At 34.7% G+C, this 13,876-nt stretch carries 7 protein-coding genes and 1 tRNA gene; all 8 read right to left on the bottom strand.

The features are described from left to right. Positions 1–88: 88 nt before the first annotated feature. Positions 89–162: transfer RNA gene (locus K1X16_RS06445), tRNA-Thr, on the bottom strand. Between the two features lie 71 nt (positions 163–233). Continuing rightward, positions 234–503, bottom strand: coding sequence for a hypothetical protein (locus tag K1X16_RS06440; RefSeq protein ID WP_195872356.1), 270 nt, complete (start codon positions 501–503; stop codon positions 234–236). An 82-nt stretch (positions 504–585) separates the two neighbouring features. Then, positions 586–1,548, bottom strand: coding sequence for a type I phosphomannose isomerase catalytic subunit (locus K1X16_RS06435; RefSeq protein WP_225035469.1), 963 nt, complete (start codon positions 1,546–1,548; stop codon positions 586–588). 9 nt (positions 1,549–1,557) lie between these two features. Beyond that, positions 1,558–1,968 (bottom strand): 6-pyruvoyl trahydropterin synthase family protein, encoded by a 411-nt coding sequence (locus K1X16_RS06430; protein ID WP_225035468.1) that lies wholly within the window; start codon positions 1,966–1,968, stop codon positions 1,558–1,560. After that, positions 1,968–2,495 (bottom strand): isopentenyl-diphosphate Delta-isomerase, encoded by a 528-nt coding sequence (idi, locus tag K1X16_RS06425; protein WP_225035467.1) that lies wholly within the window; start codon positions 2,493–2,495, stop codon positions 1,968–1,970. Before idi ends, K1X16_RS06430 begins: the two co-directional genes overlap by 1 nt. A 128-nt stretch (positions 2,496–2,623) precedes the next feature. Beyond that, a complete protein-coding gene (locus K1X16_RS06420) occupies positions 2,624–4,579 on the bottom strand; it encodes an OmpA family protein (RefSeq protein WP_225035466.1) in 1,956 nt (651 codons plus the stop codon). 12 nt (positions 4,580–4,591) lie between these two features. After that, positions 4,592–5,527: a type IX secretion system membrane protein PorP/SprF gene (locus K1X16_RS06415; protein WP_195872351.1), complete on the bottom strand. Its 936-nt coding sequence runs from the start codon at positions 5,525–5,527 to the stop codon at positions 4,592–4,594. Between the two features lie 13 nt (positions 5,528–5,540). Further along, entirely contained in the window at positions 5,541–13,310 is a 7,770-nt protein-coding gene (locus tag K1X16_RS06410; RefSeq protein WP_225035465.1) for a gliding motility-associated C-terminal domain-containing protein, read from the bottom strand. Positions 13,311–13,876 lie beyond the last annotated feature (566 nt).

The raw sequence follows: 13,876 nt of genomic DNA, 5'->3' as shown, positions 1-13,876 counted from the left end.
CCGCGCTCAGCATAAACTTCTCGTCCTATGTAATTTTATCAAATAAAAAAACTCTAACTACTTTATGATAGTTAGAGTTTCAATTAAGAGCCGATGGAGGGACTCGAACCCACGACCTGCTGATTACAAATCAGCTGCTCTAGCCAGCTGAGCTACATCGGCAAAACATTAGCTCACCTATTTTTGGTAAGCTGGCGCAAATTTAAAATAGATTTTTAAATTTGCAAATCAATTTATTTTAATTTGTTGATTTTTTCGATAAGATCTCTTCCTTTAGTTTCAAGATCATTGTTAATCGCTTTAAAGTGTGCTTTCTTATTTTCAACACTTCTATCGTTAACACGTGCAATTAACGAATCAAACGTTCCTATAGCTTCATCTATAATAGCTTCGCTTTCTTTTGTAGCTTTTTCTGTATTTGTTAATTCCCAAACGTAAACCGCTTCAATAATATCTCCTAAAACGTAGTTGATATCTTTTTTTAAATCTCTTTTATTCGACATGATAATTATTTTTAATAATAACCGCAAAAATACTAAATCCTTTTAGTTATTCGATTGGCAATTTTACTTTTTATCTAAAGTTTTAAACGTACACTTCTAGAAGTTTTCCGTAACTAGATTTTAATTTAAAATTTCTAATTTTTGCCGGAATCAAAATTGTTTCACCTTTAGAAATTCGCTCACTTGAACCCGCTACAGAAACTTCAACGTCTCCATCTACACACATGTAAATCATAAAAGAATCGTGCGTGTTTTCTATATCTAAATTAGACGTTAACTCCATAAAATTTGTTGTAAAGAACGGGCAACTTACCATATCATTAGATACATTCTTTTCTTTTTGATAGCCGACTCTAAAATCATTTTCCATTTCAAAATCAAAAGCATCTATGGCAATATCGTTATGTAACTCACGTCCATTTCCCTCATCATCAACGCGGTCCCAATCGTAAACACGATACGTCACATCACTAGTTTGTTGAATTTCCGCTAATAAAACACCTGCGCCAATAGCGTGAACTCTTCCTGCTTCAATAAAATAGGTATCCCCTTCTTTTACCGTATCAAAATTTAAGATTTCAGTAAGTGTATTATTTTCTAAATGCTCCAAATAAGTCGCTTTATCAACCTCACCTTTAAAACCTACTATAAGATTAGCATCCTTATCAGCTTGCATCACATACCACATCTCCGTTTTACCAAATGAATTGTGTCGTTTTTTTGCTAACTCATCGTTAGGATGTAACTGAATACTCAAATCTTCTTTAGCATCAATAAATTTTATAAGCAATGGAAATTCATTACCAAACCGATCCCAGTTTTTTTCACCTAAAAAAGCAGATTTGTAATTATTTACTAAATCCTGAAGTGATTCTCCTTTCAATTCCCCGTTTGAAACAACAGATATATCATTTGGAACGGTACTTATCTCCCAACTTTCTCCTAAGTTTTTAGAATTAGAGTTTTTATTAAAGTGTTGATTTAACTTTTCTCCGCCCCAAATTTTGTCTTTTAGAATAGGTTGAAATTTTAAAGGATATAGCATGTTTTTATCTTAATTTCCAGAATAGGTTACAAAATTACGAGGTGTTTCGTATAGAGTAATTTCCAATTGAAACTTCGGGTTCAGTTTTGGTTTAATCTTATTGTAAATGACTACAGCAATATTTTCTGCAGTAGGATTTAAATCTTTAAATTCAGGAACTTCAACATTTAGGTTCTTATGATCAAAAGCATCCTCAACTTCAGTTTTAATTATATCTTTCAAAATTTTCACATCAATAACATAACCTGTTTCAGGGTCAATATCACCTGTAACACTTGCTATTAATTCATAATTATGACCATGAAAATTAGGATTGTTACATAGACCAAAAACGGCTTCATTCTTTTCAAAACTCCAGTCCTTTCTATAAAGCCTGTGCGCTGCATTAAAATGTGCTTTTCTATGTACTGTAACTTTCATTATTGATTATTCACATTTATGAATTCATAAAATTTTTCAAAAATAATTTTGAACCAAGCGGTATAAATCTGAGGATTTTCTGCAATATCTGTTTTTACAGCTTCTAATGACATCCACCTCCAACTTGCTACTTCGTCTGGATTAATATTAGGTGCAGCATTGTAATACCCAACCATAATATGATCGTACTCATGCTCTGTTAATCCATTATCAAAAGGTGCTTTATAAATAAATGAGGTCTTTTCTTCTAAGTCTGTAACAAAGCCCATTTCTTCTTGTAAGCGTCGCTTACCAGCTTCTAAATTGCTTTCACCATCGCGTTGATGACTACAACAAGTATTCGTCCACAAACCAGGAGTATGATACTTGTGCAAAGCCCGTTGCTGAAGCATTAGTTCATTCTTATCATTAAACACAAATACGGAAAATGCACGATGCAAAAGTGCTTTTTCATGCGCTTCCATTTTTGGCATTAAACCAATTTTATTATCATTTTCATCGACTAAGATGACTTGCTCTTCTCTCATGCCGTAAAAATACCAAGTAAAACTTTAAAAATACATTAATGTTTTCATAAAAGGTATAGACAAAACTAAAAACACCTTGCATATACAGAAATAAACAAGGTGTTTCTTATCGGAAAACTATTTAATAATTATTCTTTAATAATAAACATTGACCTACGGTTTAATTGATGTTGCTCTTCACTACAGTCTGCACCATTAGAACATTCATTTATTAATTGAGATTCACCATAACCCTTTGCCGTTAATCTATTTTTAGCAATCCCTTTATCTAACAACCATTGTAATGTAGACTTAGCTCTACGTTGTGATAATTTTAAATTATATGAATCTCTACCTCTAGAATCTGTATGCGATTCTATATTAATTTTTAATTCTGGGTATTTGTTTAATGCCGCCAAAATTTTAGCCAATTCGATTTCTGCATCTAACCTAATATTAGATTGATCATAATCAAAATAAATAGGCTGTAAAGTCAATTTACAACCTAAATCATTAGGAGGACAAGGATCAGCAACTTTAAGGAGTAATGGCATATTTAGTACAATCGGCATTTCAATTACTCTAGGGTTCTTTGGTGTTTCAAAGATTTCCTCCTTAGGATTATAACCTTCTTTTATTGCTCTTATAACATATTGTTCATTACAATCTAAAGTAAAAGTAAACAGACCATCATCACCTGTTATAAGTCTTTGAATTTCATTATTACTACTATCTAATAGCTTTACTTCCGCATTGGGAATTATTTCACCGGTATCTTCATCTTTCACTGGTCCTTGAATTGTAATTTCGCAACGCTCCCATATTTGATAAATATCATCACCTTTACTACCTTCTTCACCATCTCTGTTTGAGGTAAAGTACCCTATTCGACCTTCTTTAATTATAAAACTAAAATCGTCCTTTACACTATTAATAGGCTCTCCAAACGTCGCTATCTCTCCATGGCTGTTTTCGATTAATTTAGTCACAAAAATATCTAATCCGCCAAGTCCTAAATGACCATCACTAGAAAAATATAAATTATCTTCAGTACTTACAAAAGGAAATGTTTCTCTTGCTACCGTATTGATCACATTACCCATATTAACTGGTTTTGAGTAGTTTTCTTCTCCTAAAATATCCACATACCAAATATCAGACATCCCAACAGTCCCTGGCATATCGGAAGCAAAATAAAGCCTATCTTCATTAGCACTTAAAGCAGGATGACCCACGGAATAATTATCACTATTAAAAGGAAGTTCTTTGATATTTCCCCATGTATCACCAGATTTTGTAGCCTTGTATATTTTAAGCCTAATCACAAAATCCTTATCTCTTTTTTTCTTTCCATCCAAGAAATTATTTCTTGTAAAATACATGGTATTACCATCGTTTGAAAACACAGCTGTTGACTCATGGTATTTGGTATTAACATCACCTTTAATAAGTTCAGCTTCCTTTAAGTTCATCTCGTCATCTACAGCAACCTGATATAGGTCTAAAAAGGGTTGTTTATCCCAGCCTGCAAGATCTACAGATTTATCTTCAAACTCATTTTCAGAATTATCGCTTGAAGCAAAAACAATTTTATTACCGTAAAATGCTGGGCCAAAATCTGAAAACTCAGTATTTACCGATATTTTATCTATTTCAAATAATTTATCACTCACTCCCTTTTCAAAAAGCGTATCTGCAACATTTTTATAGGAATCTATAGTTAATGCCGTTCCGCCATTTTCTTTATAAATCTTCATTAACCTTTCAGCCCCATTGGGTTCACCTGAACTTTTTAAACATTGTGCCGCCCTAAAATAATCAGTAACGACTAAATCATTAGGAAACTCATTTATTAGTTTGTAATACCATTTGGATGCTCCTTCATATTCGCTATTAAAGTAGTAAGTCTCACTTAATTTTCTGTAAATTTCGGCAGATCGGTATCCACTTTCTACAACGCTTAAATAAATTTCTCGCGCATCGATAAAGTGGTATTTATCGTATTTACTATTCGCTTTTTCTATTTTTCCTGTTTGAGCAAAAGAAGTAGCAAAGAAAATGATTGATAAAAAACATAATATTCTTTTATATATAAGTGTATTCATAATCGTTGTAGTTTAGAAAAATCTTGGAGTTAGTATACGTTCAGTATTTTTAAAAACATCGAACTTAAAAAATACCTCATAAGAACCATGACTATACGTTTCGATATCAGTTGTTTGATAATCATACCCCATCCCAATAAATATTCTGTTGGAAATTTGGAATCCTGCCATCGCAGTAACTGCCGCATCAAAGCGATATGCTGCACCTAATGTAAGTTTATCATGAATTAAGAAATTCGCCGAGAGATCCACTTGAAGCGGAGATCCCTTAACTAACTTAGCCATTGTTGCTGGTTTAAATTTTAAGTTCTCGTTAAGCTCAAATACATATCCAGCAATTAAAAAATAATGTAAACGCTCTACCGCAATTGCATCGCTATTTATATTATTCACATTATCTGAATTATAATGTTTTGAATTAAGAAAGTTAGGCACGGATAATCCTACATACATTTTATCTGTATTATAATATATTCCCGCTCCTATTTGAGGATAGAGTTTATTATTTATGTTTTCATCAAATTGCGCATCATTAGTATCATAAATATTGAGTTTGGTATAATCTACATCTAAGAAATTCACTCCCGCTTTTAAGCCAAATGATAATCTTGAAACTTCAGAAAACTCTAATGAATAGGAATAATCAGCAACTATATTAGTTTCTATAGCGGGACCAATTTGATCATTCACTATAGACAGCCCTAATCCCATTTTTTTAAGCTCACCGATTGGTGAACTAACTGAAATTGTTCCTGTTTTTGGGGCTCCTTCAAATCCTACCCATTGAGATCTATATAGCAAACCAAAGTTAAGTACATCTTTTGACCCTATATATCCAGGGTTTATAACTTGAGTGTTATACATATATTGAGTGTATTGTGCGTCTTGTTGAGCAAAGCTCAAATTCACACTAATAAACACTAGCAGTAATAAAAAATAATATTTCATAAGATTTTAGGGTTTAGTTATTTTTTATATATAAATATCCTTCATTTGTTAAGGTTTTACCTCCAACAAATCTTCGTAGTATGTAAAAATAAGTTCCTGTAGGTAGTTTCTCATCTTTATTTATAGTACTCCGACCTTCGGAAATCCCTCTAAATTCGTTACCATTGATTCCATAACTATCCATGTCATAGATTAGAATTCCCCAACGATTATATATTTTCAAATTGTTATCTGGATAGTCCTCTATACCAACAATTCTAAAGAAGTCATTCTCACCATTGCCATCTGGAGTAATTCCATTAAATATTTCGAACTCAGCACCCAATACTTGAGGTAAGACTACAACTGTTGGATCATCTGGTTCATTATCATTGTTTAAGTCTATATCATCCAAATTATTAGGATCATCGGATGTATCTGTATAGATTATTCCATTTTCATTTTCACCTTCAACCACCGCCTGATTGATAACTTCTCCATTCTCCACATCGTCCTCTGTTAACGTATAGGTTGCAATAAAAGTAAAGTCGTCTATGTCATTAGGTCCTAATTCAATAATTGGTCCTCCTTCAATTTGTACACCTGGTAATGGATCGTCTATACTAATATTATATAAAGTTGTTACACCTGTATTATAAACAGTAAACCAATACGATAAAGTCTCTCCTGCTTCTGCAACACCATTTCCATTTTCATCATTAAACTCACCAACTTTTTCAAGAGATATAGAACCGGAATTACATAGTTGCATTATTGTAGTATCATCTTCTAGAACACTATCATCATCTGATAGATCTGTTAAAATAGAACCATCTAGACTACTTTCTCCGGAAAGGACAGCTTGGTTACTCACCATGCCTGCATCAATATCTGCTTGGGTGAGTGTATATTCACCAGCATAGATCCAAGTTTCGTTAACATCTAACTCCTCATCCTCATTGTCGTCTCCTGAAACTAAACTTAAAACTCCACCAAGCATATCATCTATCAATTCGATATTGCGAACACTTACATTACCTTCATTTGTAACAGTAAATGAATATGTAATGGTTTCTCCCACATTACTACAGTCATCACTGTTTTCATCATTAAAAAATCCTGTTTTTATCACTGCAATTCCGGCTTCTAATGGCAATTCCGTATCTGTTATATCATCTTCGAACACCGTATCATCATCAGATAAATCTTCTAAGGTAGATCCATCTGTACTGCTTGTTCCGGTAACGAGGGCTTGGTTACTTACCATGCCTGTATCGATATCAGCTTGTGTTATTGTATAACTTGCTGCATACAACCAAACTTCATCGACATCCAAAATATTATCTCCGTTATCGTCTCCTGATGCTAGTGATACTTCTCCTCCCAACATAGCATCTGTAAGCACCACATCTGTTATGGTCGCTTGTCCTTGATTGGTAACTGTGAAATTGTAGGTAATGGTTTCTCCTATGTTGGCGTAGCCATCACTGTTTTCATCATTAAAAACTCCTGTTTTTATCACTGCGATTCCGGCTTCTAATGGTAGTACGGTATCGGTAATATCATCTTCGAACACCGTATCATCATCAGATAAATCTTCTAAGGTAGATCCATCTGTACTGCTTGTTCCGGTAACGAAGGCTTGGTTACTAACAACACCTGCATCGATATCGGCTTGTGTAATAGTATAATTTGCTGCATACAACCAAATTTCATCGACATCCAAAATGTTATCTCCATTATCGTCTCCTGATGCTAGTGATACTTCTCCTCCTAACATAGCATCTGTAAGCACCACATCTGTTATAGTGTCTTCTCCTTGATTGGTCACTGTGAAATTGTAAGTGATGGTTTCTCCTATGTTGGCGTAGCCATCACTGTTTTCATCATTAAAAATTCCTGTTTTTATCACTGCGATTCCGGCTTCTAATGGTAAAATGGTATCGGTAATATCATCTTCGAACACGGTATCATCATCAGATAAATCTTCTAAGGTAGAACCATCTGTACTACTTGTTCCGGTAACGAGGGCTTGGTTACTAACAACGCCAGCATCGATATCGGCTTGTGTAATAGTGTAACTTGCTGCATACAACCAAATTTCATCGACATCCAAAATGTTATCTCCATTGTCGTCTCCTGATGCTAGTGTTACTTCTCCTCCTAACATATCATCTGTAAGAACAACATCTGTTATAGTGTCTTCTCCTTGATTGGTCACTGTAAAATTGTAGGTAATGGTTTCTCCTAGGCTGGCATAGCCATCACTGTTTTCATCATTAAAAACTCCTGTTTTTATCACTGCGATTCCGGCTTCTAATGGTAAAATGGTATCGGTAATATCATCTTCGAACACCGTATCATCATCGGATAAATCTTCTAAGGTTGAACCATCTGTACTGCTTGTTCCGGTAACGAGGGCTTGGTTACTCACTATACCTGCATCGATATCGGCTTGTGTAATAGTGTAACTTGCTGCATACAACCAAATTTCATCGACATCCAAAATATTATCTCCATTGTCGTCTCCTGATGCTAGTGATACTTCTCCTCCTAACATAGCATCTGTAAGCACCACATCTGTTATAGTGGTTTGTCCTTGATTGGTAACTGTGAAATTGTAGGTAATGGTTTCTCCTAGGTTGGCATAGCCATCACTGTTTTCATCATTAAAAACTCCTGTTTTTATCACTGCGATTCCGGCTTCTATTGGCAATTCCGTATCTGTTATATCATCTTCGAACACGGTATCATCATCGGATAAATCTTCTAAGGTTGATCCATCTAGACTACTTGTTCCGGTAACGACGGCTTGGTTACTAACAACACCTGCATCAATATCGGCTTGCGTAATAGTATAACTTGCTGCATACAACCAAACTTCATCTACATCTAGGATATTATCCCCATTATCGTCTCCCGATGCTAGTGTTAATTCTCCTCCTAACATAGCATCTGTAAGCACAACATCTGTTATGGTGGCTTGTCCTTGATTGGTCACTGTGAAATTGTAGGTAATGGTTTCTCCTATGTTGGCATAGCCATCACTGTTTTCATCATTAAAAACTCCTGTTTTTATCACTGCGATTCCGGCTTCTAATGGCAATTCCGTATCTGTTATATCATCTTCGAACACGGTATCATCATCAGATAAATCTTCTAAGGTTGATCCATCTAGACTACTTGTTCCAGTAACGAGGGCTTGGTTACTAACAACACCTGCATCGATATCAGCTTGTGTTATTGTATAACTTGCTGCGTACAACCAAACTTCATCGACATCTAAAATGTTATCTCCGTTGTCGTCTCCTGATCCTAATGTTAACTCTCCTCCTAACATATCATCTGTAAGAACAACATCTGTTATAGTGTCTTCTCCTTGATTGGTCACTGTGAAATTGTAAGTGATGGTTTCTCCTATGTTGGCGTAGCCATCACTGTTTTCATCATTAAAAATTCCTGTTTTTATCACTGCGATTCCGGCTTCTAATGGCAATTCCGTATCTGTTATATCATCTTCGAACACGGTATCATCATCGGATAAATCTTCTAAGGTTGATCCATCTAGACTACTTGTTCCAGTAACGAGGGCTTGGTTACTAACAACACCAGCATCGATATCGGCTTGCGTTATAGTATAACTTGCTGCATACAACCAAACTTCATCGACATCCAAAATGTTATCTCCATTATCGTCTCCTGATGCTAGCGCAAGTTCACCACCTAACATAGCATCTGTAAGCACCACGTCTGTTATAGTGGTTTGTCCTTGATTGGTCACCGTAAAACTGTAGGTGATAGTTTCTCCTAGGTTGGCGTAGCCATCACTGTTTTCATCATTAAAAACTCCTGTTTTTATCACTGCGATTCCGGCTCTTTGAGGAAATTCAATTACCGTGAAATCATCTTCTAAAACAGAATCATCATCAGAAAGGTCGTTTTCTTCTGTTCCATCATCGCCATTAATAGATGTTATATTGGCTTGATTACTAACTGAACCAGCATCGACATCAGCTTGTGTTAACGTATAGTTTGCTGTATATAACCATATTTCATCAACATCGAGTTCATTATCACCATCTGTATCGCCAGAAATCAAAGTTAATTCACCTCCCAACATAGCATCAGTTAATACTACCGTGGATAAATCTACACTACCCTCATTTGTTACTGTAAAGTTATAAGTCAAAGTCTCTCCTACATCAGCAAATCCATCCGCATTTTCATCATTAAATTCTACCGTTTTAATTACAGCAATATTCGCAGTATCACACAAATTAGAATTTGTCGCATCAACATAACCTCCATAGATTTCGATAGAATTAATTACACTAGCCAATGATGCAATTGTGATTTGAACTTCATCAAAACTCATGGTAGTATTAAACGCAACAATATATAACCCATCGGTTGTAGTAGGTGTAATAGTTATTAAACCTAGAGCTTCTAAAGCCAATAAATTACCTGCGGTTTTTTGTTCTTGCTGAACACCATCAAGATAGGTGGTCAGGGTAATAGAATTTAGTAGATCTACTTGCAACAAATCATTCGTATCTCTAATCACAAATCCTGCTTGCGTCCCAGAAGGATAATCTAAAAGCACATCTTGAACCGAAATAGAAGCTGTTGAAGCAACACCTGCAACTATATTTATAAGAGCAAAATCACTACCATCTTCAGAAATTACGTTCTGTGAATTATCTACCTCACAAGCTACACAAGCTATTCCTTCCGTTCCTGTTCTGTTATTATTGATAATCACAGAATCATTAGGATTAGATAAGACATACGGCGACTCACAATCAATTGTTCCAGGACAAAATCTTTCGAGTACCATATTATAAACTCTTGTACTACCTAAATTTAAAGATACTAATTGCGATAGTGAAATTTGCACTTCATCAAAAGGAGACGTCGTTACAAAGCCAATTCTTACGGCTTCATTTCCTGTAAGTAATACACCTGAATTTACAGGAACTAATTCTGTTGTACCTGTTCGTGATTCTACCAGTGCACCATCTAAATACGTGCTTATAGTGATTGCGTCAAATAATTGCGTATTTAATAAGGTAGCATTTTCTATATCGAAACCAGCATAGGTTGTCGCTGGATAATCCGTCAACTCATCTTTAACGGCTATCGATGCAGAAGCAGCAACGCCTGCCAAAAGATCGATAGTGGCATAGTTACCGGCATTAGCGTCGAAAAGGTTTTCTGTATTGTTAACACTACCCACACCTAACAAACCTCCTGTTCCAGTATGTTCTTCAACTATTCTTACAGGAAAATCTGGTTTTGTTAATGCTGTTGGTGTATTACAAGCTAAATCAGGACCTTCACAAAACCTATTGGTTACCGCATGATATACATGAGTATCAGATAGGACATTCAATAAACTTGAAATAGAAATCTCCACAGCATCATAATCCATGGTGGTATAAAAACCAACATAATATTGATCTCCTCCTAACAAGGTACTATTAATAACTGCTAAAGATGTGCTCGTTTGTGATTCCTGCTCAACACCATCTAAATACGTTTTTACAACAATAGCATCTAGTAAATCGGCTTGTAAAATAGAACTATTCTCTATTAAGTATCCTGCATAACCACCACCTTCAAAAAATTCGTCAACGGTTTCATCTGTGGTTGTTAGCGTATGTGTAACTCCTAAACCAACTACGGTCGATACGGTTGCATAATTACTATCATTCGCATCAATAATATTATTTTCATTTGCTACACCACATCCCAAAACACAAACTCCTGACGTGTCTTTAGTGATACTCAAATCCGTAAAACCAGCAGCCGTAATTGGGACAGGGTTTTCGGTGTTACAAGGCACTGGGTATTGAACACCTTCGGTATATACTATAAATTCTGCTGTTGTCTCACAGTCTAAAGCGTCTGTCACGGTAACAGAATATATGCCAGGTGCTAAACCAGTAATAGCATCTGAAGTTTCACCTCCCGGACTCCACGCATAAGAATATGGTGGTGTTCCGCCAGATACAGTTATAGACAACTCTCCATCCGAAAGGCCTAAAGTGGATTCATTTACAACGGTGGCTTCAACTTGTATAGTTGTATCTACATAGCTTCCATAAACCTCTATACTATTAATTACTGCAGCTACAGCGCCAACAGTTATTTGTATTTCATCGTATTCTAGAGCTGTTTCAAAGCCTATTAAATAAAAACCATCTGTACTAGAAGGTGTAATACTTACGAATCCTAATGCTTCCAGCGCTAGTAAACCACTAGATGTTTGAGATTCTTGAACCACACCATCTAAATATGTTGTTAGTGTTATTGAGTTTAACAAATCAAGTTCAAGTAAATCATTCGTATCTCTGATTACAAAACCTGCCTTTGATCCTGCTGGGTAAGATTCCAATACATTTAATACTGAAATTGAGGCCGTATTGGCAACACCAGCTATAATGTTGATCTGTGCAAAATCAGAATTACTTTCACTAATAACATTCGAAGCTTCATCAACCTCACAACCAACACATGCAACACCATCAACACCAGTGTTACCATTATTAATAATAACCGGTTGTGATGGGTTGTTTAAAACCGTGGAAGTACTACATTCTAATTCACCTTCGCAAAATGACTCTAATATTAACCCATAGACTTTAGTACTTCCTAAATCTAAAGAAACAGTTTGGTTAATTGTCAATTGCACTTCATCGAAAGGAAGGTTAGATACAAAACCGACTTGAGAACGTTCTGAACCAGATAATAATAGTGCACTATCTACCGATAAAAGCTCTGAACTACCGGTTTTACTCTCTTGAAATGCCCCATCTAAATAGGTTGAAATAGTAATCCCATCCAATAGGTTTAAATTTAAAACAGAGGAATTCTCAATATCAAAACCAGCATAGGTCATCGCAGGATAATCGGATAATTCATCTTTTATAGACAAACTTCCTGAAGCTAAAACACCTAAAGCAAAATTTATACTTGCATATGAATTTGCATTTGAATCTACTGCCGCGTCGGCTTCATTTATATTTCCAACACTTAAAGCACCACCGAATCCAGTGCGTTCTTGAACTATTTTGGCAGGAAAATCAGGTTTAGCTAACCTAGTTGGCGTATTACATTCTAAAGCTGGACCTTCACAAAAACTATTAACTACAGCGTGAAACACTCTTGTTGACGAAGCAACACCTAAAAAACTTGATATTGAAATTTCTATCGCATCGAAATCTAGTGTGGTATCAAAACCAACATAGTATTGATCATCTGCCAATAAATCACTATTAATTGACACTAATGCACTACTCGTGTTTGATTCTTGCTCAACACCGTTTAAATACGTTCGAATTACAATTCCATCAAATAAATCGACTTGAACAACAGAAGCATTTTCTATAAAAAACCCAGCAAAACTACCTGCCGAATAAAATTCGTCTGTAGTATTGTCTGTAACTTTTAAGGTATGAGTTACACCTAATCCTACAACTGTATTAACAGACGTATAATTACTATCATCTCCATCTATTAAATTGTCCTCATTATTAATACCACATCCTATAAGACATAAGCCCGAAGTGCTTGAAGTTACTTCAAGATCAGAATAATTTAATTCAGTAATAGGTACAGGAACGTCAGTATTACATGGGATATTGACAGGATTAAAATAATCATCAAAATAATTAGACGAAATATAATTCTTATTACTCGAGAACGAGCATAGCAACAACCCTAAAAGGATTAACGACAAATAAGACTTTACAAGAATGTAAAATCTCTTAAAACTTATTAGAAGATAGTTCGGTACATTCATAATTTGGGTATATAAGATTAATATCTAAAATGGGATCGTAGGCAGTAGTAGTCTATACTTTTGAATAAACCATTTCATTAAAACCTAACGCTTGTATTTTTCTTTATAACTATAAAAACGTCGTAATGACAAATAAAAGTAACACAAGGTAATTGTTAAAAAACAACCATTATTTTGTTAATTAATGTTAAATAAGTGCATATCGAAGCATTATCCTCAATAAAACGCTAGTTTCAATGAATATTTAATTAAATTTAACATAAAAAAGTTATAATTTTTTTATCTACCTGATTTTTAGATGAAATACATATTATTTTAACACTTAAGAGGTAAATCCTCTATGAATTGATGTTTTTTCCTACAAATTCTATAGAAAATTAATCATATCAACTTTAGATCAGATTAAATAATAATGTGTGTAGTAGACTTGTTACTTAAATCAATAAACGCAAACCATCTCTCACCACACACAACCAATGTAATTCAGCACCTTAAAACTAACTAGAATTAGTTTTATGTGCTCGAGGCTAATTGATGACAATATTTCATTTTATAGTTAGTCATTT

It is taken from the genome of Winogradskyella sp. SM1960, assembly GCF_020179375.1.
Lineage (GTDB): Bacteria > Bacteroidota > Bacteroidia > Flavobacteriales > Flavobacteriaceae > Winogradskyella > Winogradskyella marina.
The sequence above is the reverse complement of the archived record's forward strand: the minus strand, read 5'-3'. Positions and strand labels throughout refer to the sequence as shown.

Excerpts from the sequence above, each read along its gene's own strand:
- K1X16_RS06440 (WP_195872356.1), bottom strand. The coding sequence starts at position 503 with ATGTCGAATAAAAGAGATTTAAAAAAAGATATCAACTACGTTTTAGGA.
- K1X16_RS06435 (WP_225035469.1), bottom strand. The coding sequence starts at position 1,548 with ATGCTATATCCTTTAAAATTTCAACCTATTCTAAAAGACAAAATTTGG.
- K1X16_RS06430 (WP_225035468.1), bottom strand. The coding sequence starts at position 1,968 with ATGAAAGTTACAGTACATAGAAAAGCACATTTTAATGCAGCGCACAGG.
- idi (WP_225035467.1), bottom strand. The coding sequence starts at position 2,495 with ATGAGAGAAGAGCAAGTCATCTTAGTCGATGAAAATGATAATAAAATT.
- K1X16_RS06420 (WP_225035466.1), bottom strand. The coding sequence starts at position 4,579 with ATGAATACACTTATATATAAAAGAATATTATGTTTTTTATCAATCATT.
- K1X16_RS06415 (WP_195872351.1), bottom strand. The coding sequence starts at position 5,527 with ATGAAATATTATTTTTTATTACTGCTAGTGTTTATTAGTGTGAATTTG.
- K1X16_RS06410 (WP_225035465.1), bottom strand. The coding sequence starts at position 13,310 with ATGAATGTACCGAACTATCTTCTAATAAGTTTTAAGAGATTTTACATT.